Source organism: Paraglaciecola sp. MB-3u-78, assembly GCF_002835935.1.
In the GTDB taxonomy this organism is placed as follows: domain Bacteria; phylum Pseudomonadota; class Gammaproteobacteria; order Enterobacterales; family Alteromonadaceae; genus Paraglaciecola.
In genome coordinates, this window is record NZ_PJCF01000008.1 from 199,955 (window position 1) to 220,372 (window position 20,418).

Annotated in this window: 19 protein-coding genes; 14 read left to right on the forward strand and 5 right to left on the reverse strand. The window is 42.0% G+C overall.

What is annotated here, in order from left to right:
* The first annotated feature begins 33 nt into the window (after window positions 1-33).
* Entirely contained in the window at window positions 34-720 is a 687-nt protein-coding gene (locus tag CXF95_RS20740) for a Crp/Fnr family transcriptional regulator (RefSeq protein WP_101200474.1), read from the forward strand.
* Between the two features lie 11 nt (window positions 721-731).
* Here CXF95_RS20740 and CXF95_RS20745 read toward each other — a convergent pair whose 3' ends face one another.
* The 3 genes from CXF95_RS20745 to CXF95_RS20755 are packed head-to-tail and all read right to left on the reverse strand — an operon-like array spanning window position 732 to window position 2,749.
* Window positions 732-920 (reverse strand): DUF2970 domain-containing protein, encoded by a 189-nt coding sequence (locus tag CXF95_RS20745; RefSeq protein WP_101200475.1) that lies wholly within the window; start codon window positions 918-920, stop codon window positions 732-734.
* On the reverse strand, window positions 921-1,118 hold the full coding sequence (locus CXF95_RS20750) for a hypothetical protein (protein ID WP_157828193.1): 198 nt from the start codon (window positions 1,116-1,118) through the stop codon (window positions 921-923).
* Between the two features lie 11 nt (window positions 1,119-1,129).
* On the reverse strand, window positions 1,130-2,749 hold the full coding sequence (locus CXF95_RS20755; RefSeq protein WP_101200477.1) for a cation:proton antiporter: 1,620 nt from the start codon (window positions 2,747-2,749) through the stop codon (window positions 1,130-1,132).
* Window positions 2,750-3,375: 626 nt separating this feature from the next.
* Between CXF95_RS20755 and CXF95_RS20760 the strand changes: the two genes are divergently transcribed.
* The 4 genes from CXF95_RS20760 (at window position 3,376) to CXF95_RS31575 (ending at window position 5,789) form a co-directional block, all read left to right on the forward strand.
* Window positions 3,376-3,981 (forward strand): DNA-3-methyladenine glycosylase I, encoded by a 606-nt coding sequence (locus CXF95_RS20760; RefSeq protein ID WP_101200478.1) that lies wholly within the window; start codon window positions 3,376-3,378, stop codon window positions 3,979-3,981.
* A gap of 556 nt (window positions 3,982-4,537) precedes the next feature.
* Window positions 4,538-5,038 carry a peptidylprolyl isomerase gene (slyD, locus tag CXF95_RS20765; protein WP_304528710.1) on the forward strand — a complete coding sequence of 167 codons (501 nt, stop codon included), beginning with the start codon at window positions 4,538-4,540 and terminating at the stop codon, window positions 5,036-5,038.
* Between the two features lie 249 nt (window positions 5,039-5,287).
* Window positions 5,288-5,509 carry an addiction module protein gene (locus CXF95_RS20770; protein WP_101200480.1) on the forward strand — a complete coding sequence of 74 codons (222 nt, stop codon included), beginning with the start codon at window positions 5,288-5,290 and terminating at the stop codon, window positions 5,507-5,509.
* A gap of 1 nt (window position 5,510) precedes the next feature.
* Complete coding sequence (locus CXF95_RS31575; protein WP_101200481.1) at window positions 5,511-5,789, forward strand: type II toxin-antitoxin system RelE/ParE family toxin; 279 nt, start codon at window positions 5,511-5,513, stop codon at window positions 5,787-5,789.
* Window positions 5,790-5,889: 100 nt separating this feature from the next.
* Here the strand turns inward: CXF95_RS31575 and CXF95_RS20780 are convergent, their stop codons facing one another.
* Window positions 5,890-6,471: a PEP-CTERM sorting domain-containing protein gene (locus CXF95_RS20780; RefSeq protein ID WP_101200482.1), complete on the reverse strand. Its 582-nt coding sequence runs from the start codon at window positions 6,469-6,471 to the stop codon at window positions 5,890-5,892.
* Window positions 6,472-7,237: 766 nt separating this feature from the next.
* On the opposite strand from CXF95_RS20780, the gene CXF95_RS20785 reads away from it, so the two are divergent.
* From CXF95_RS20785 to CXF95_RS20830, 9 genes are all read left to right on the forward strand, one after another.
* Window positions 7,238-8,395 carry an ice-binding family protein gene (locus CXF95_RS20785; RefSeq protein WP_101200483.1) on the forward strand — a complete coding sequence of 386 codons (1,158 nt, stop codon included), beginning with the start codon at window positions 7,238-7,240 and terminating at the stop codon, window positions 8,393-8,395.
* Between the two features lie 827 nt (window positions 8,396-9,222).
* Window positions 9,223-10,260, forward strand: a complete 1,038-nt coding sequence (locus CXF95_RS20795; RefSeq protein WP_101200484.1) for a cysteine synthase A — start codon at window positions 9,223-9,225, stop codon at window positions 10,258-10,260.
* Window positions 10,261-11,721: 1,461 nt separating this feature from the next.
* Window positions 11,722-13,236, forward strand: a complete 1,515-nt coding sequence (locus CXF95_RS20800) for a choice-of-anchor C family protein (RefSeq protein ID WP_101200485.1) — start codon at window positions 11,722-11,724, stop codon at window positions 13,234-13,236.
* A gap of 343 nt (window positions 13,237-13,579) precedes the next feature.
* Window positions 13,580-15,217 carry an IS1634 family transposase gene (locus tag CXF95_RS20805; protein WP_101197715.1) on the forward strand — a complete coding sequence of 546 codons (1,638 nt, stop codon included), beginning with the start codon at window positions 13,580-13,582 and terminating at the stop codon, window positions 15,215-15,217.
* Between the two features lie 58 nt (window positions 15,218-15,275).
* On the forward strand, window positions 15,276-15,467 hold the full coding sequence (locus CXF95_RS20810; protein ID WP_101200486.1) for a hypothetical protein: 192 nt from the start codon (window positions 15,276-15,278) through the stop codon (window positions 15,465-15,467).
* A gap of 182 nt (window positions 15,468-15,649) precedes the next feature.
* A complete protein-coding gene (gene istA, locus CXF95_RS20815; protein WP_101200487.1) occupies window positions 15,650-17,194 on the forward strand; it encodes an IS21 family transposase in 1,545 nt (514 codons plus the stop codon).
* Between the two features lie 9 nt (window positions 17,195-17,203).
* Window positions 17,204-17,950, forward strand: a complete 747-nt coding sequence (istB, locus tag CXF95_RS20820; RefSeq protein WP_101200488.1) for an IS21-like element helper ATPase IstB — start codon at window positions 17,204-17,206, stop codon at window positions 17,948-17,950.
* 97 nt (window positions 17,951-18,047) lie between these two features.
* Window positions 18,048-18,575: a transposase gene (locus CXF95_RS20825; RefSeq protein ID WP_198556657.1), complete on the forward strand. Its 528-nt coding sequence runs from the start codon at window positions 18,048-18,050 to the stop codon at window positions 18,573-18,575.
* 261 nt (window positions 18,576-18,836) lie between these two features.
* Window positions 18,837-19,244, forward strand: coding sequence for an SMI1/KNR4 family protein (locus CXF95_RS20830; protein WP_369809336.1), 408 nt, complete (start codon window positions 18,837-18,839; stop codon window positions 19,242-19,244).
* Window positions 19,245-19,790: 546 nt separating this feature from the next.
* Here CXF95_RS20830 and CXF95_RS20840 read toward each other — a convergent pair.
* Window positions 19,791-20,418 (reverse strand): RHS repeat-associated core domain-containing protein (locus CXF95_RS20840; RefSeq protein WP_101200505.1); only part of this gene is annotated, 628 nt, incomplete at its 5' end.

A 20,418-nucleotide genomic window follows, 5' to 3' on the forward strand; every position in this document is an offset into this window, starting at 1 on the left:
AACTGTCGCCAAAACGACAATTGAGACATTTTTATGCATTCAAATGAAATCCAAAAAATCCTCTCGCAAAATACGTGGTTTGCTTCTTTGCCAGAATCCTTAGCTGATATGTTGCTTGAAAAAGGTAAGGTAAAAGTCCTACACGACCAACAAACATTGCATCAAAAAAATGACTTAGCTGATGGCTTTCATTGTGTTGTTATAGGGCGTATTCGTATCAGTAATTTCACAGTCGAAGGTAAAGAGCTAGTCTTAACCTGGATCCAACCCGGCAATTGGTTTGGTGAAATTTCACTGATAGACGGTCAACCTCGTACCCACGATGCTCATGCTGAAGGTACAACAACACTATTAAAAGTGCCTAAATCCGCTTTTGAGCAATTATTTATAGATCACCATCAATGGTCTCGACATATTATGCGCCTGCTGTGCCAAAGAGTACGCGCCACTTTTAGCCTGATAGATGAAACAGGCTGCCTATCATTGAAAGGGCAATTATGTAAAAGATTAAGCCTGATGTATCAGGGACTAGAAGAACAACAATCAAAGAGTATGGAGATTACGATTTCTCAAGATGCCTTGGCGCAACTTATTCATAGCTCTAGGCAAACAGTGAACAAAATTTTACAAGGTTTACAAAAAGAAAAAGTGATTACCCTGCGATATGGAGAAGTCGTGATTTTAGACAGAAACGCCCTTGAAGCATTAAGTCAGATTTAACCGTCGATGTTTTATAGCACCAGATTCACAATTAAAACCAAGATACCAATCAGCCCCAACACAAATAACACACCGACTATGGCATAAGGTACAAAAGACGACTGTTCAAAATCACTTTTGTAATTGGCATCACTTTGTACACCCAACACACTAGCAGCAACACTTTTAATTACTTGCCATAAATTTGTTTTTTTTGCCATCTAAGTTTGATTCCTGTGTTTGTAGCCCTGATTACCCATTCTTGAACAACCATTGCCATCTAATCGATTCGCTGCAAAGTGTGCCATACCAAGGGAGAGAAGTATTGATAGTTTTATGCCCTGAGGGTCACCTGCTCCCTTACGGGCTTTTGACTTGAATGCTTTAGAGCCAGATACTTTTTTATTAACTGCTGACACTTGCACTTTACTCAAAGGTCAGTTGCAGCAGCGGATCCCACACTCTTTTTCACCAGTAATAATGCTGCTTCATGGCGGGCGTGAACAAAAGAATGAATATTCAGACCCGACAAAGCAGATTGTTCGGCGCGGCTATTTACCTTAACAATCAGTTTGGCCTGGGGATAATAATCCAGCACTGCTTGGCAGATGATTTTTTTGGTTACCAAGGTATTCATGGTGATAATAATACTGGATGACTGCTCAACCCTGAGTGACTCCAATACGGGGAGTTTTTCCAAGTGACCAAAATAGGCCATATAACCGCGTTCGCGGGCGAGTAACACATGGGTTAAATTGTCAGAGATAATCACAAAGTTTTTACCTTGTTTACTCAGTTCGCTGGCAACAATGCGCCCTACTATCGTAAAACCACCAATAATAATATGATTGTGTGCGGCTATAGGCGTAATTTTGTCTGATTCAAAAAACTCCACCACAAAATAAGACGCCAATTTATAGATATTATTCACCATAAAAGGCGTGACTATCATCGACAACACAGTGACTAAAATCAGAAAACCACCTAACTCTTCAGAGATGATGTGCTGGCTGGTCGCCAAAGAAAAAATCGCAAAAGAGAACTCACCAATTTGACACAAGGCGATGGCTGACTTAATGGAATCACTCTTGGTGGCCTTGCGGCGAATTAAGGTAAAAATGATCGCGGCTTTCACTAACATGGCCAGCAGCAATACCCCTAACACCAAAAAGAACTCTCGGTAAAAATAAAAGATATCTATCTTAGTGCCAATAGAAAAGAAAAATGCACCCAGCAGAATATCTTTATATGACGCAATATCTGATTCAACTTTCACGTGATAGTGCGTCTCGGCAATAATCATCCCCGCAATAAAAGCACCGAGGGAATAAGTAAAGCCCATTTCATGAGCCAATAATGATGCCCCAATCACTATGGTCAAAACTGAGCCTAAAAACAGCTCTTCAAGTTTGGCATGGGTGGAAAAATGCAATAACCATTCAATCAGTTTTTTACCCAAGGTGAACATAAAAATGATCACCGCAGCCGCCGACAGCAAGGTTTTTATTAGGATTTCCTGCATAGACAGTTCGTTATTGGCTAAAAAGCTAATCAATAACAAAATCGGTATCACCGCCAGGTCTTGAAATATCAGGATAGCCACTGACTTTTCACCATAAGGTGTCATGATATCTTTAGATTTTTTTAAGTAAGTCAGCACGATGGCGGTAGACGACAAACTAAAAGACAAAGCAATCACAATAGATGGGATGGGGTCCAGAGCAAAAATATAATGGGCCACGGGGTAAATCACTACAGCACTGAGCACCACTTGCAAAGTACCGTTAATAAACACCACTTCACGCATTTTCTTGAGCTTAGCAAAAGACATCTCCAAGCCTATGGTAAACATCAAAAATACTATGCCAAACTCACCAATTAAATCTAAAGAGTTTAAATTTTCGCTGCCGTTAAAATCGAAGATATTGCTAATGATCGTACCGGTAATGATATAGCCGATAATGTGGGAGACAGAGAATTTTTTTAAGACCATATTAAGCACGCTGGCAATGGCCAAAGAGATAAAAATAATCAGTAGAATAGAGTCCATAATTGCTGTGCCTGCCTTAGCGCCATTAACAAAGATATAACAAAAAAGTTTGATTTTTCAGTAAAATCTGCTTTTATAGAATAAGCATTGCTTGGGAGTAAGTCCAATTATACTCATGGTTGCAGGCTATATTTTTTAGTTACTCTTTTAGTTACTCTGAGAGCTTTATGTGGTGTTTTGGGAGCAGAACATTGATTCTGATTTTTAAGCGTTAAAACACGTTCCGCGGTACCTACTTTGTAACAATGCAGCCCGGCTATCAAGGTTATTCCTTGTCAAAAATCACGGGGAATACAGTGGCAGTACACCAAAAATTGAACTGAATGAATTAGTTATCATGACTATGCTGTTAATTCTTAGTTAGATAATTAATATTGAACTATCGCTTTTGTAGATATCACTGTCATTCGATTGGTGTACTCATTGTAGTAATTTATTATTCACTCGCATTGGTAACTAAAATAGGCATAATCGGGTACTCACAAAGACATAGGTGGAATAACCAAACCCAAGAGTTAATGCCTTTTTTGGATAATGAATGAGATGATTGAAATCGAACCTAATCAAAGCTAATCAAACTAATGAGCAACTCGCTTTTCTTTTAAATAAATAAGTGAAATTTAACTATGTCAGAAATCTATATCGCCGAGGATGGAAAAGCTCGATGTGCTTGGTGTCAGGCAACGCCTCAGTATGTTGCGTATCACGAAAACGAATGGGGCTACCCCGTTACCGATGATCAGCGACTATTCGAAAAAATCTGTTTAGAAGGATTTCAGTCTGGCCTGAGCTGGCTAACTATATTGGTAAAGCGCCAAAATTTCAGAGCCGCCTTTGCTAATTTCGATTTTAACCTTGTGGCTAAGTTTACCGATGACGATGTTGAGCGTTTAGTGCTAGACGCTGGCATAGTGCGCCATCGCGGTAAAATCACTGCCACCATAAACAACGCCAAACGGGCGCAAGAAGTGATGACAGAATTTGGTTCATTAGCCCATTACTTTTGGCAATTTGAGCCAAAGCGTGATGAAGCTATTGCCACAGAGTTTATGGCGACATGCGAAGAATCCGTCGCTTTATCTAAAGACTTAAAAAAACGCGGCTGGAAATTTGTTGGCCCCACTACTATGTACGCCTTTATGCAAGCAATGGGGATGGTGAATGATCATGCTCAAAGTTGCGCTTTGAGAGTAAAGGCGATGCAACTAAGGGCGGGGTTGGTTCGCCCTTAAACTGAAAAACGTTACTTAAGCACCACTATGCTCACTACGATGGCTGTTCTTTTCATTTTTGCTTACTTTATGCTGCTGTAGGTAAAAAGTCATACGAAAAGGTTTTTTTTGAAAGAAGCCTTTTTGTGCTGAAACTTTAAATACGGAAAAGCAGTGGAGGCGTCACCAGGGATGATACTGAATGAATTAGAAAAGCTCTTTTTATAATAAATAGTTATCGTGGCTTCCCTGCCAATTATTCTACGTAATATATTGATTTAATTATGTTTATATTGGTTCTTACAATGGGTATCTCTGTCATTATTTTTTCAAAGAAATCAACGTCTCTGACCCCGCAAGTCAGCTTATCAGAATCATACAGATTTTAGTGATCCTAAGCGCAGAGGGTCTGCCAGCAAGTATCAGCACCATGTTCTAAAGACCCCCCTTGAATTGAGTGAGAAAGCCCCAAATTCTTATGCTGAGACATTTATAGTGCAATTGTGCTTGAGCGACTTGAATATTGGTGGCATCCACCTTCGCTATAAATACAACTGACTAAATATGACAGGATGAAATAATGATTGCAGATCAAAAAGTAGTATCTTTGAACTACACAGTGAAAGACACCGAAGGCCAAGTTGTTGATAGCTCAGAAGGGGCTGCACCACTGGTATATTTACATGGCCAAGGCAATATTATTCCCGGTTTAGAAGCTGCACTTGTGGGTAAAGCCCCTGGCGAAGAGTTTGATGTAACCGTTGAACCGGCCGATGCCTACGGTGAATACAATGAAGAAATAGTACAAGTTGTGCCTCGCAAAGTCTTTGAAGGCGTTGAAAGCATTGAAACAGGCATGGTTTTTAATGCCCAAGCTGAAAACGGCCCGGTTCAATTGACGGTCGCTAAAGTTGACGGTGATGATATCACTGTCGATCCTAATCACCCGTTATCAGGTAAAACATTGCATTTTTCAGGCTCGGTAATTGAAGTGAGAGAAGCGACTGAAGAAGAACTTACTCATGGCCATGTTCATGGTGAAGGCGGCCATCAACACGAAGAACAAGCAGCAAGTTAAGTAAATAAGACCAGCAAGAATAGCCCAGAGAGTTTCATTCCGGAAAAAAAGGGGGGTGTGAATAGTAATAAAATTCACTCCCCCCCTTTTTTTTTTGCTCTGATTGCCTTGATTGCAAAGAGTGGGGGGGGGCAGATCTTGTATTTTGTGCAAACTTAAGACCTGCCCTTATGCTGCTAATTATACTTTTTTATTCAAAAGTGCCAATGCAGTGATAAACTTACTTCTTTGTTGGTGGGGGTATTAAATATGTCTGAAGCTTTGAAATATGTACTTGAAAATATAGAACATATGACATCCAGTGAAAAAGCATTAGTCGCACATTGTTTATTGTCTTCACTTGAAGAAAAACCAAATAATGATGTTGATCCTGCTTGGTTAGCCCTATCTCAGGACCGAAGCAAAGAGCTAGCAACAGGTGAAGTGGAAGCGGTTAGTTGGGAGCAGATAAAAAGTCAGATCGTAAAATAATATGTTTACGCTGTCGTTACATCCCGACGTAAAAAGTGACACGCGATCATCTTATGATTGTTACCAACTTCAAGCACAAGGATTAGGTAATGATTTTATCGCAGAGTTAGAATCTGCGTTCGATACGATATCATCGCTCCCTCAGACTTGGCCAAAGTTTGGGGCAAACCACCATCGATTTTTACTTTCACGATTTCCTTTCTCTGTTATTTATCAAATCCAATCAAAACATATCTACATCATCGCGATTATGCACAATAGCAAACGACCGGGATATTAGCTGAAGCGAACTTAGATGGTAGTCAGCGAAGGCGAATACTTTGCTCTAGAATCTAACAGTTCAAAATTATCATGCCTGTCCTGTTAAAGGCGACAAGGTATTAAGATTGGCGTCTACGAGCAAATCCAATACCAACGAGCCCCAATGCAAATAGGGCAATGACTGCCGGTTCGGACACAGCCGCGTCCTTAACCAACGCAACGCCGAGATATTTAGAATACTGGTCGATATCTCTGAAATCCCAAAGCCCTTCGAACCCCGCAAATACTAACGAACCATCGCTCCCAACGAGGCCGAACCCCTCAATCGTCGACCCAGATTGGACGGCAAACAATCCGCCACTTGTGTCCCCGAATAAACTTAAAAACTCAATATGTTTTGCGGGTAAAATCACTGAAGCCGAGCCGCCGCCGGCATGTCCGGTTGCCCCAACAACAACATTGAAGTGATTCTCAATTAAACCGACCGCCTCGGTCGCCGTCGCTATGCGCCAACCTGCCCGACTAAAATGCAAAAGCGCATCATGCTGCGTCATGTCGGTCGTTAACGTCCAATCGAGCCAGTCCAACCCCGATTGGGTATCTGATGTATAGTCCCCGTTATCAATTAATGTCGCGTTAGCTAAGGTACTAACGCTCAATATGAAACCTATACCAATTATTTTTAAAAATTTAAATGTCATGATTTATTCCTTGTATCCACTCCCGAAATTGAAAATGGTGGCCCTAAAGTGAAACCTCACCCGCGGAAACACCAGCAAAAAACGAGCCATAAGAATTTTAATTCATTAAAACAATAACTTACATTAAATTAATTTTTTTAAAAACATCAATGGTGTAAATAAACCTGACACAATAATCACTAAGTAATTGACTGAAATCAACTCCGTATGATGATAAGTGTGACTGGCTACGATGGTTACAGCGTTCAACAGGTATGAATGACTTTACCAATTTATTGATAAAATCTTGGGGTGTGCACTACGTTGCTATTATATAGGTAATTCGGGTGTGCTAATCATCCAAGTAAAGTTAAAATTCGACAGTCCGTTATCGTTAGAATCAGTTAAAATGTGAAAAGGCATTGACTGACGGCAGATCACTCTAAGAAGACATTAAGTTTTTCAATTCGTTATGTCAATTAAGCGCACCAATAAGACCTAAATGACAAAATAAAGGAACCACAACATGTAGTGGTTGGTCGGGCTAAGTGGATAGTCCTTTTCATTTGACTCTTGACCCTGTTATTTTTTAATAATGTGATGTTAAGTGGATTTATACAGTCGGTAAATTACATTCGTACGATACTAGGATCAAAACATCGCCTAGGTTTTGGTCTTTTTATTAATCCGAAGGTATGAAATCCAATACTCAAAACCTTAACGGTGCGTTAATAGTTTTTGCTAGCATGGCTTCACTGAAAATCAAATATTACAGTGAAAATAATAAATGAATAAATATGAACGCTTTTTTAAACCGACCAAAAAACAACTTACACCTTGTATGCTGGGTATTACCGCTCTATTCGCTGTTTCCTCTCACGCCAATGATGTCGAACCGAAGCTGTCAGACTTCGCCATATTAAGCGCGGCAGCGGCTGTCACCTGTACTAACTCTACGGTCATCGGTGATGTGGCTTCTCAGGTATCAATTACGAAGACTAATTGCCACCATGCAGGGGATGAGGTTATACCCGTTCCTGACCAGGTCATTACTGAGTTTAGGGATAAGCGTTACGAGCTGGAAGCTCTCTACTGCGAAGAAACACTAACAAGCCTGGCCGGCAAAACCCTCGGGCCTGGGGTTTACTGTTTCGATGCGGCATCAACCACCACTAATGGTGTATTAACTCTGGATCTGAAGCTGGACAGCAATTCTTCGGATGTTACAGACCAATGGATCTTCAAAGTTGGCTCCGATACGGGAGCGCTTACCGGTACCGATTTTGTCGTCAATATGGCCAACGGTGGTGAAGCTTGCAACGTCAACTGGTGGGTCGCCGAGGCCGCGACAATCACTCGGGGTGACTTCAAAGGCAATATTTACGCAGGCGCAGCGATCACCATAACTGGTGTAGGACCAACCTCACCGTTTCACGGTCGTGCCTTGGCTAATGCGGGGGTCACCCTGACCAATTCAGCGTTTACAGGTTGTGCCGGCGAGCCGACCACCCCTGATACCGATGACGATACGTCAGGCGGTTTTTGTCCAGTTGAGGCGAAAAACGATGTCGTTTATGTGAGATATGATAGTCAATATATAGGTGATGAAGAGACCATAGACACAGAAGTCATCGCCTACCTGGACCCGGATACTCAGGCATGGCAAAAATACGACAGCGATTTAGAAGGCGCTTACAAGGAGAATTGGTATAAGGATGAAGGAGGACAGTACACAGTGACAACACAGGATGAAAATTCAGTGTATACCTCAAGGAGCAACTCGGAGAGTGAATCCGATGAAAACCTTAGTGAATTCCATATAGACCTGAATAAGGGTGTGGTTACTAACTGTGAGCTTAATCAAGGTACATTAACATGTGTTCGTAGTGATATTACCGAGAGCAGTGTTAGTCTCCCTCAGGATCTAAATTATTGGATAAAGTAGTTTCCCTTATAAAAAGGTGATTAACCGGGACGGTATGCTGTAATAAACCCTGTCAATCAGGGTTTATTACAGTCTCAAAGTCGTTGCCACTGTATTCATCAATGAGCGGCCTCAAGAAGCATCAGACAATTTGCCTGATGCTTCTTTCCTGTTTTCATATCACCCAGCCAGCCTAAACAGCGACATAATCTAAACACCAAAATAATAAAGTCCTCAATCACAGCATAATCCACACACACAAAGTGCCAAAACTATTTTCATTCTTGGGTTTTAAAATAAGGAATTCACGCTTATTTAGAATTGGACGAGATGAATGCAGTTAAAAAGGTCCCTTAGCCCAAATTCTAGGCAGCATGTTTAAGCCAAGTTTCGTTAGGAGCTTTAAAGATAAATTGAGGTAATGTTCTTCATCCAATTATTTATGAGATTTAGATCTTCTTTCGCTCCCCGATTCAAACACTTTAAATTGGTCAATCACACGTCCATGATGATCAGCACCCAATCTCGACTTCCTTGTCGAGCTGTTCAACTGGGCGAAGCGGTGCTTCTAAGGAATCCAGTTTCACCCTGCTAAATATCAAAAATAATTGGCGAACATACATGCGAGGGTAAATCAAAAGATAACCGCATCAGCGGAGCCGACAACCAGTAACACTATGATGGTTGTCTTGTTAATTGTTGTCTTGTTAATTGTTGCTTGAAAAAATCATAAGGGATGCTGAGGTTTAAGTTAACCTTGACTCCAATTACAATAAAACAGCTACCATTATCCGATTTATGTTTATGGTCGTTATTAACCGCTTTTTCTTTTTAGGAGTAACTAATCAATGCGTGCTGACAATATTAGCCAATTAATCGGTAACACCGATCTACTCAAGATAGAATCACTTTCTAAGCTGACCGGAAGTGATATTTACATCAAGTGTGAGTATCAAAACCCCGGCGGCTCAATTAAAGATCGAGCAGCCATACAAATGGTGCTTGATGCGGTCAAAAAAGGGGAATTGAAACCCGGTATGACTATCGTTGAGGGCACAGCGGGTAATACCGGTATTGGACTCGCTTTAGTGGCAAAAGCCTTGGGTTACGGTATTAAAGTGGTGATGCCCAAAGGGCAAACCATTGAAAAAGAACGCATGATCGGCTTGCATGGTGGTGATTTACACCTTGTACCACCTTGCCCTTTTAAAGACCCGAATCACTTCTATCATAAAGCCCGGCGGATGGCAGAAGAAAACGAGCAATTTTGGTGGGCTAATCAGTTTGAAAACTTAAGTAATTATCGAGCCCACTACTTAAACACAGGGCCCGAGATTTGGCAGCAGACCGAACAAGGAATCGATGTTTTGGTGTCGGTATGTGGCACCGGGGGCACTATTGCAGGCACCTCTGATTATCTCAAACAGCAAAACCAAGACATACAGATATGGTTGGTTGATCCCGACGGTTCAGGGATCTATAGCTATTTGAAAGATAACGAATATCGATCAAGCGGAGGCTCATTTACTGAAGGTATCGGCATCATGCGCACGGTGGATAACTTTAGGAAAGCCAAAATCGACTATGCAGTCAATTTACCTGACAAGGATCTCGTGGCAGTTGCTCACTTTCTGGCGCACAACGATGGCATTGTATTAGGCAGCAGCTCAGCATTAAATGTTGCTGGCGCAATACGAGCAGCCGCCGTGTCGGGGCCCGGTAAAACAATCGTAACCTTTGCTTGCGATGTGGGTGAACGTTCATTTTCTAAGCTTTATAATCAGGAGTTTTTACAAGAAAAGGGCTTTCCAGTCGAAAACGAAAGTGTAGCTACCTTGTTTAAACGTTATCAAACACAGGCAATGGATGGTGTGGTCACAGTTTAATTTGAGTGAGGAAAATAGAACGTTATGTTGCTTAGGGAAAAACATAATAGCTGTTGAGGTATAGGTTTCCCCTGCTCTCTACAATTTGGTTTTTGACATCGATAATTTAAAATAACCACAAATTCGTCTGGAACGAATTGACTCGCTACATTCTTGTAGCTCACCTGCCGTGCAGGCCAGCTGAAGCTGTTGTGATTTGTTCTAACAAATCTTGGTGAACATCCTCGGGATGGCCCGAAGGGTGAAATACAGCGGACGTATTTCATAAAAAGAAGCTGCTCGCCACTATGTTCTTCATCCAATTATCTGGCAAATTTAGCAGGTCGTCACGAATGTTCTTTCCTGCCCGATGTGAACGCTTTAATTTAGTCACTCGCACATCCATGATGATCCGCACCCAATCTCGACATCCGTGTCGAGCTGTTCAACTGGGCGAAGCAGTGCTTCTAAAGAAACCAGTTTCACCCATGTCATTTGACCCAAGAATAAGCCATTTTTAACTGAAACTTTAAAGGCGAAAAAACAGTGGCAAATCCACCAGAGATAGAGGTTAAGGTGTTTAAACGGCCTTTTAAAGTATGAATAATTAACGTGGCTGTTCTGTTAATTCTTGATCGGCGAACATACATGCGAGGATTAATCAAAAGATTAGAGCATCGGCTTTGCCGACAACCAGTAACACTATGATGGCTGATGTCTTGTTAATTGTTGTTAATTGGCTGACTTGTTAATTGCTTAAATCGACCCAAAATGGGCGGGTGCATTCCTGAGGTAAGGACTTTAATTTGAGAAAAACACAGCATAGACGGTGCTTAAGGTTTTTATCAAATAGAAGAGGCTACTGCCTCTTTGCTACTTTAGGCACAGTTAATGCCACTTAATAACTTTTACTTTAAAACAACAGCTTACTGAGCCTAATGGGTTATCGAAATGAAAAATGTAAATAAAGCTGACACAACAAACACGTATTGAAAGCGTTCGAAGCCACTTCGTATTCCATAAAATGTGTCGAACTATGCAGGTTGCAGTGTTCAATAAGCACCCCAGGGTCTTGTATTTTGCACAAAATTCAAGACCCTAATCGTGTTCAAAATTCAAGACCCCTTTGGTTCTTCATACTTAAAATTGGCACGATGGCGAGAGTACTACATTGACATCACGGGAGAGTCCTAAAAGTCTTTATAATTTTTCGTAAATTGTCCTTCTAGTCCAAATGCATGAGTCCAGTTCCTTTACACTTTCAGAAAACTAAAAACAAGTTAATTTTTAACCATATGAAACCATTGACATTTTATTTTTTGGTATGATTGACCAATCCACAGTTAATAGGCAGTAGCCTCTTCTGATTACCAAATTATTAGGCGGTTCACCTGCCGGGTGTTGATTAATCTGAAGTCCTTACCTCAGGAATAAAATGCCTCATAGTTGGGGATTTGAACTTTTTTTTACAAGGAAATTATTTTGAAAAAATTTAAAACACTCACATTAGCTTGCTTGCCAGCGGCAATGCTGGTTTGTTTGGCATCACCTGCAAATGCCGAGCTGAACAACTTAATCACCAATGGATCTTTCGAAAACGGAGATTATACCGGTGCAAATTACAGCTGGTTACAAGTTAATCAGGGGGAGTCATACATTACTGGTTGGAGTGTAGGCGGTCAGGCTGTTGATTGGCATAATGATTACTCATTTTCTCCTATTCAAAACGGGAAAAAAGCTGTTGACCTTAACATAAGCGGAGGAGGTCTCAACAATACAGGGACAATTTCACAGACGTTTAGTACCGTAGTAAATGCAACGTATAGCCTTGAGTTCTACTTCTCAGGTCCGCACACAGGTTTCCCTAATCCTCGCCAAGTGAGAGTAGAAGTCGCGGGAGTTAGTCAAATCTTTTCTCAGACAGCTTCTTCGAATAATAATCTAACTTGGGGATTACACACTTATAACTTTAAAGCGATCGACACATCAACAACGTTAAAGTTCTCTGCAGTTAATGGCTCTGGTTATTGGGGGCCTCTTATTGATAATGTGAGTGTTAATAAAGTTTCTAATCCACCATCCCCGTTTAAATCCCATGCTGCAATATCGGGTGGTGCGATAAATATAGCCGCAGGCTCCACTGTTAATGGTGATCTCGCTGCACAAGCGGCCGTTGTGATAGGAGCTAACGCTGTAATAGATCACAACATCTATGCAGGCGCTGCTGTGACCACCGGTGCTCTGTCTACCGTTGAAAACATCTTTTCTGGTGCCGCCGCAGGTATAGGCGCTAACGCTATTGCCCAAAATATCCATGCCGGAGCCGCTATTACCTTAGGCGCAAGTGCTCAAGTCCAAGCGGTCTATGCTGGCGCAGCCATCACGGAGGGCGCGGGCGCTTCGACTAATGACGTTTTAACTAAGCATGCCAACTCAGATGACAATGCTGAAGCCGGCGATATACATAATGCTGGTAATATGGCAGACATGATAGCGCTGATAACGGACACACAGTCCGCTTTATCTGACCTCGCGCCATCCTCTGCTAATGGACCATTATCGACCACTATGGGCACACGCACGTTAGCGCCTGGTGTATGGGAAGGCAGTGCTGTGAGTATCGCCGCAAGCTCAACCATTACCTTTGATGCGAATGAGAATGGAGTTGGTGAGAACCACGTTTGGGTTATTAATCTTAGTGAGGCGCTGACGGTGGGTGCGTCGACTCATTTCGAGATAATGGGTTTGGATGACACCGATACCGCTACTATCATCTGGAATGTAGGCGCTGCGCTCACCATGGGTGCAGGCACCTCTTTTCGTGGTACCGCATTTGTAGGGGGAGCCGTTAACGCGGCGACTTCATCGGTTAGTTGTGGTCACTTGTATGCAACGGGCGCCATTAGTATCGGTAGCATTGGTGTCGATAGTGCAGGTAGTCCAGTCACTTGTGAAAACTCTGATGCCGTCTTCACTTATCTGGAGACACTTGATTAATTAGCGGTAATTACGCACTTTAATACGTGCAATTTCACAAAGTAAATGGCCGGCTGTTATAGCCCGGCCATTTTTTTATTCAATAAAGTCATTAAATAGTTATCAGTGTAATACCTGAACAGGTGTGTGAGTTTTTATCGGGACAGCCAAAATAGTGAATCAGAGAACTATCGGGGTCAGAACAACGTTAAATAACGCATAGTAACTATCGGGGTCAGAATAACGTTAAATAACGCATAGCTGACATTGATCAGACCAAATTGAATAATTTCTATTTATAATATTTCCCACAAGATCGCGGGTTTAGTACAATATCACCTCAACTTTTGAGGGTGAAATCACAATGAAAATCAAACGGTTAGACCACCATGGCATTGTTGCTGGCGTTATCGACGACTTAAACATGGTGCCTTTGTTAGATAAGCATTTGCCGCAAGATGATCTTCAAGAAATTAGCCCGGGCGAGGCGATAAAGGGCATGATAATGAATGGCCTGGGGTTTTGTAATCGCCCTTTGACGCTTAGCCCTCAGTTTTTTGCCAATCTCCCGATGGAGCATCTATTTCGTGAAGGCGTTGAGGCATCTCACTTTAATCGCCATAAACTAGGCCGAACACTGGACCAATGTTATGACTTTGGTTGTGAAAGTCTGTTTTCCTTGGTATCGCATCAGGCCTGCGAAATAGAGGCTGTAGATTGCCAGTTTAAATCCCTTGATACCACAAGTCATTCGTTAACCGGCGAGTATGCGCATGATGAGGAAGGCTGTGACGAGCATGTTATCAGAATTACACACGGTCATAGCAAAGCGCATCGCCCTGATTTAAAACAAGTTGTACAAGAAATGATTGTCAGTCAAGACGGAGGAATACCCTTGGCCGTTAAAAATTGGGATGGTAATAGCGCTGATACAAAAGTGTTTAAAGAGCGCGCTAAGGCGCTGGTCAAGATGGTGAAAACTGCGCCCAAGCCTAACTACTTGGTCGCTGACTGTAAGCTTTACCATAAAGACAATGCTGAGTTCTTATCGCAACTGACGTTTATTACGCTTATCCCGTCCACTATTAAACTAGAAAAAACACTCATTACAGAAGCCCTAACTGCGCAAGAATGGACGACTATTGATGACAACTACCAGTACACAGTGAATGAAGTAGAGCACATGGATATTAAACAGCGCTGGATAGTCGTCAATTCAAAAGCCGCAGGTGAGCGTGCAACAAAAACGATTGGCAGACAAGCCGACCGCGCCAAGGAAAAATTAGACAAAGAGTTATTTCATTTGCAAGCCCAGCGCTTCACTTGCAAAGAGGACGCACTGAAGTCGTTGGCCGCGCTTAACAAGCGACAAAAGTATCACCAACTGACTGAGCTTAACTGCATAGCACACAAGGTTTACGAGGGAAAAGGCCGACCTAAAAAAGATGCACCAGTCAAACAAATTGTATGGCAAACGAGCGCGGTGGTTGAGCTAAATGATAAAGCAATTCAACATGCTATTGAACAAAAATCATGCTTTATACTCGCCACAAATGCCGACGAAAAAGCGCTATCACCTGAGGGAATTCTGCATCATTACAAGGCGCAATCGGTGGTAGAAAGAGGGTTTAGATTCCTAAAAGACCCACTGTTTTTTGTGTCATCCTTGTTCATCAAAAAGCCTAGTCGTATCGACGCATTGTTAATGATCATGACCTTATCTTTATTGGTTTACTCAATCGCGCAACGACGCATGCGCGCGAGCATGAAAAAAGCCAATGAAACCATCCCAAACCAGATTAACATACCCTCTGCTACCCCCACACTGCGCTGGGTGTTTCAATGCTTCGAGGGTATCAACCTCGTTCAGCCTGAAGAAACCTATGATAAAACAAGCACTTACTTAGATGGATTCGATAAACTAAGGACAAAAATCATTAATTTGATTGGAGGCCATTCGCTGCATTTGTATAATATTCAAAAAAGTAGCGTGGGGGTCTGATCAATGTCAGGCATAGGTTATACTTATTGCTTACTTAACTCAAAGATAAGGACATCCTATGAGTCGTTTGCCTCGTATCTGCCCAATTGGTATTGCACAGCATATTATTCAACGGGGTAATAACCGTCAAATTTGTTTTGGTAGTGAACAAGATTTTTTTGCTTATGTGGGTTGGTTAAAAGAGTTTTCTGTTAAGTGTAGAGTTGATATTCACGCTTGGGTGCATATTAACATCAGCTTAGATCGCTGAATACCATCCATGAAGATCAGGTAATAACATCAACTTAGATCGGCGAATAACATCCATCGAGATCAATTTCGAGCCAAAATGTTATTTAGCGATCTGCATCGATGTTATTGAACCGCTTACTTTCTAGTCAATAGATGTGTTTAACCTTTACTCTGTCATTTTTACCTGTGACGCGAGTAACCATGTCGACAACACCTATTACTATGAAAAAACTAAAAGATATTCTGAGACTTAAATACGGGCAAAAACTGACACATCGGCAAATAGCCAAAAGCTTATCTATCTCCCCTTCGGCGGTATCACGTTATGCCGCTAAAGCCGCGAAAATGGGTATCACTACGTGGCCATTAGAGGATAAGTGGGATGACGTTGCGTTAAAAAATACATTTTTGAAAACCAAAGCGCCTCTCAAAAAGCACAGTTTACCGAATTGGCAAACGGTGCAAGATGAGCTTAAAACACGCAAATATATGACCTTGCAGCTCTTGTGGGAAGAGTATGTGGATGACAACCCTGGGGGGTATTACAGTTACAACCATTATTGTCGAATGTATCGACAATGGAACGTCAGTGTACGCTTATCAATGCGGCAAACCCATCATGCTGGTGAGAAGTTGTTTGTTGACTATTGCGGCCCCACGATGGCTATTGTGAACCCTGAAACAGGTGAATATCGCAGTGCTCAGGTGTTTGTAGCCGTTATGGGCGCCAGTAATTACACCTATGCTGAAGCCACGTGGTCGCAGCAGTTAGAAGACTGGATAATGAGTCATGTGCGCTGTTTTGAATTCCTAGGGGGCGTGCCGGACATGGTTATCCCTGATAATCTTAAAAGTGGCGTCCATAGAAGCTGTCGTTATGAGCCTGACTTAAACCCTACTTACCATCAGCTATCCGAGTATTACGATACGACCGTTGTGCCTGCCAGACCCTATAAACCCAAGGACAAATCCAAAGCCGAGGTCGGCGTGCAAATTGTCGAGCGCTGGATAATGGCAAGAATACGCAAAGAAACCTTTTTCAGTTTAAGGCAACTCAACCAACGCATTAGCGAACTGGTTAACTGGATGAATCATAAAGTCATGAAGCAGTACGATGAATCACGCACATCCCTATTTCAACGTATTGATAAACCCGCCTTAAAAGCCTTACCAGAATGCGCCTATCAATACACGTATATCAAAAATGTACGCGTCAATATTGACTATCACGTTGAGATTGAAAAACACTATTACTCTGTACCTTATAGCCTCGTTAAAAAGCAGCTTGAAGCAAAGATAACCGGTCAGCTTGTTACCTTAAATCATGAGGGCAATACGGTCGCCACTCATGCTCGCGCTTACCAAGCAGGTCGACATTCCACCCAAGATGCCCACATGCCCAAAGCACATCAAAAGCAACAATGGTCGGCTCAGCGCTTTGAACATTGGGCTAAAAATATCGGGCCACATACCTTGCTGCTGGTGCAAGAAAATCTCGCCAGTAGAAAACACCCTGAACAAGCGTTTCGTTCTTGCTTAGGCTTGCTGAGTTTATCTTCGAAATACACTAACGAACGGTTAGAAAATGCCTGCCAACGTGCTCTGCTTACCGGCGCTAAGCGACTTAAAAACGTCACCAACATACTCAAAAAAGGATTGGATAAAACGGCCATGCCGGAGCAACAACCTGATTTATTATCGTCGATTGAACATCAAAATATCCGTGGCAACGGTTACTACCACTAAGGAGTCATTATGCAAGACATTACCCTACAACTGAATCAACTAAAACTGACCGGGATGCGTGACGCCCTGAATCAACAGCTTGTTCAAGCCAATACCTACGCCGAGTTAAGCTTCACAGAGCGCCTACAATTATTGCTTGCCCATGAACTCACGCAACGTGAGCAACGACGGATTGAACGACTGACACGGGAGGCTAAATTCAGGCAAAAAGCCACGCTCGCTGATATCCATTACAAAGCCAGTCGCAATATAGATAAAGCACAAATCAGAACGCTGAGCCAAAGTGATTGGCTTCATCATGCGCACAATTTAGTGATAACAGGTGCGACCGGTTGCGGGAAAACCTTTATCGCTTGCGCCCTTGGCGCAGAGTATTGCAGACAAGGAAAAAGCGTATTGTACTTCCGCTTAAAAGGATTACTGGAACACATGTATCTCGCTCAAGCAGAAGGCAGCTATCAAAAGCTGGTTAGCAAACTTATCAAAGCCGACTTATTGATTATCGATGATTGGGGCTTAGAGCCACTAAACGCCAATCAGCGTAGCGATTTACTTGAGCTTATTGACGGTCGCTACGACCATCATTCAATACTGATTATTAGCCAACTACCGATCAATAAATGGTATGAAATGATCGGCGAATCGACCCATGCTGATGCCATACTTGACCGCTTAGTGCATCGCTCAATAAAAATGGAATTGGAAGGAGAGTCAATGCGAAAAATCACAAAATCATTGACGCATGCAGATCAATAAAAGTAGATTAACCAAGGTCCTATTGATTAGAGAGTTTGCGATCTCCATGAATGTTATTTAGCGATCTTCCTGATGTTAATACGCAGCTTGGGTATTGATGACTAATCACGTCCATTTATTGTGTACGCCGCACGAAGCAGGTGGCGTTAGTCGAATGATGCAAGCTCTGGGTAGGCAATATGTCAGATACTTTAATCACCGCTATAAAAGAACGGGAACATTGTGGGAAGGGCGCTTTAAGTCTTGCCTAGTGGAAGATGAAGCCTACTTAATTCATCTTTATCGTTACATTGAGCTGAACCCAGTTAGGGCCTCGATGGTGGCACAACCTTCTGAATATGTTTGGTCTAGTTATCAGATAAATGCATTAGGTAAGGTTTCAAATCTATGCACTCCACATTGTTTATACACCGCGTTAGGTATTAATGATACCGAGCGCCAAGCCACCTACCGACGTTTATTTACTAGTCATGTCGAGGGGGATTTGTTAGAAGAAATTAGAGCCGCAACTAAGTCAGGTATGGCCTTAGGTAATGATAGATTTAAAAGCGAACTGACATCACTAACAGGTAGACGCTTACATACATTGCCGCCTGGCAGGAAACTTGGATGGCGTAAGAGTTAATTTAACTTTGTTCTGACCCCGATAGTTAGTTCTGACCCCGATAGTTAATTGGACCCTACTAGAAATGTACAGGCTCCGCCTAACCCATTTAGTGATGATTGCCCTGACTGCGTGTAAATTATGAATAAAGATATATTTGATAAAATGGTTCTCAATAAATAGTTACTTGCCTCCAATTCAGGAGACATAATAAATTCGTGCGGAACTCAATTAGTTGGACACAAGCCAGAAATTGCGCCGAAAGCTTTTGCTCATGTAATTATTAAAGGGCTAGCAGAAAAACAATTAGATGAATTGGAGTCGATTCTAGGTGTGAAATTAGGCCCAATGCTTAAAAGTTTTTATAGTCAAGCTAATGGTTTGATGATTTTTTCAGGCTCCTTGAGGGTTCTAGGATATGTACCTAATGATGCACTGGATTCAGGGGTCTATGACTACCCCTCTAGCATCTTGACTCCGAATGTCTCAGCTAGGATTGATGGACTAATGGAAGGAGATATCGTTGTTGGCTGGTATAAGAACGATGGTTCATATGTTGTAGTTAAAAAAAATGGAGAAGCTAGTCGATATGACGTACTCGGAACTGGTGAAGAAACCCAGAGGTGGGTTGACTTTGACAACTGGTTGGCATCAGAAATTATAGTGTTACATGAAAATTATACTTACTAACCTTTGAATCCTAGCCCCGACGAGCGAGGCTTTGGATTCAAACAATGTGAGTACTATATTGTACGTGCGAACACACCTGACTCCGACCAAATTTTATGTAATTTCATAGTTTTATTCGAATCTACAAAACACCTGACTTTCCTTATTTTTGGAAAAAGTAAGTTTAGTAAAATGTTTTAATCGTTTAAGATTTACTATAATGTCGCTTTTCCCTTTTTGCTTGCTTTTACAAACCAGTTCACCGTTTAATAGAACCTTAACAACATTGTAGCTAAGTAAGTTGGACTGGAGCGTAACTAATATTTCGTCATCATCATTCAAATATTTCCAACGATATTTAACAGTGAAACTTAAAACAATAAGTATCAGAATCGCAAAAAAAACTATTTCTGGAAGTACCCCACCAAGATGGTTACTTGTTACCTTAGAGTACAATAGAATATTCAATACTATCAATAAATTGTAAAAAACCATTTTAACTAGGCCATACAAAAAGTTATTGTTATTCGACGTTATAGGTATTTTCATCTGATCTGAGTTCACTTATTAATTACATCCACTAGTTCCGTTACAGGCACTGCTTGACACAGATGAACTATCAGTATCTGATGGTTTCACCTCTTCAGCTTTCCCTTTAGCAGGAGCCATTGCGCCGCTAGCAACAGCGGCGATCGTCAACGTTTGTTTCGTGGTAAACCCTGTTGCCGTCGCTAGTACTTTCAATCCAGCAGTAGCAGAGCCTGTTAAACTAGAAACTGCCATTTGCCCACCATCCACCTGAGACAAATCTCCTCCATTACCAACTAATTGTCCAGCACCATCACCAAGTCCACCCGAAAGTGCCCCAGTAAACATTTTTTTGGCTATTTCTTTAGCAACCGACACGACAGCCCCTCCCATTCCCAAAGAAGCGCCCGATATAAAGCCTGATGCCGCACCCGCTCCTGCCCCTATCAAAGCTTTTCCCAAATCACCACTTTCCATATACGCAGCCACTCCACCAGATATACCACCGACTAAAGCGCCAAACCCGCCGAGCCCTAGATTTAATGCAAATTCCCCTGTCGGATCAACAAAATTAACCGGATCATTTCCCACATAAGCATACATATTCATCTGATCTTCATAACCCACAGGGTCAGTCTGCAGGAAACGCCCCAACTTTGGATGATAA

Bases quoted from the DNA above. Each gene is read 5' to 3' on its own strand.
- CXF95_RS20740 (WP_101200474.1), top strand. From the start codon at position 34: ATGCATTCAAATGAAATCCAAAAAATCCTCTCGCAAAATACGTGGTTT.
- CXF95_RS20745 (WP_101200475.1), bottom strand. From the start codon at position 920: ATGGCAAAAAAAACAAATTTATGGCAAGTAATTAAAAGTGTTGCTGCT.
- CXF95_RS20755 (WP_101200477.1), bottom strand. From the start codon at position 2,749: ATGGACTCTATTCTACTGATTATTTTTATCTCTTTGGCCATTGCCAGC.
- CXF95_RS20760 (WP_101200478.1), top strand. From the start codon at position 3,376: ATGTCAGAAATCTATATCGCCGAGGATGGAAAAGCTCGATGTGCTTGG.
- CXF95_RS20770 (WP_101200480.1), top strand. From the start codon at position 5,288: ATGTCTGAAGCTTTGAAATATGTACTTGAAAATATAGAACATATGACA.
- CXF95_RS31575 (WP_101200481.1), top strand. From the start codon at position 5,511: ATGTTTACGCTGTCGTTACATCCCGACGTAAAAAGTGACACGCGATCA.
- CXF95_RS20780 (WP_101200482.1), bottom strand. From the start codon at position 6,471: ATGACATTTAAATTTTTAAAAATAATTGGTATAGGTTTCATATTGAGC.
- CXF95_RS20785 (WP_101200483.1), top strand. From the start codon at position 7,238: ATGAATAAATATGAACGCTTTTTTAAACCGACCAAAAAACAACTTACA.
- CXF95_RS20795 (WP_101200484.1), top strand. From the start codon at position 9,223: ATGCGTGCTGACAATATTAGCCAATTAATCGGTAACACCGATCTACTC.
- CXF95_RS20805 (WP_101197715.1), top strand. From the start codon at position 13,580: ATGAAAATCAAACGGTTAGACCACCATGGCATTGTTGCTGGCGTTATC.
- CXF95_RS20810 (WP_101200486.1), top strand. From the start codon at position 15,276: ATGAGTCGTTTGCCTCGTATCTGCCCAATTGGTATTGCACAGCATATT.
- istA (WP_101200487.1), top strand. From the start codon at position 15,650: ATGTCGACAACACCTATTACTATGAAAAAACTAAAAGATATTCTGAGA.
- istB (WP_101200488.1), top strand. From the start codon at position 17,204: ATGCAAGACATTACCCTACAACTGAATCAACTAAAACTGACCGGGATG.
- CXF95_RS20825 (WP_198556657.1), top strand. From the start codon at position 18,048: ATGACTAATCACGTCCATTTATTGTGTACGCCGCACGAAGCAGGTGGC.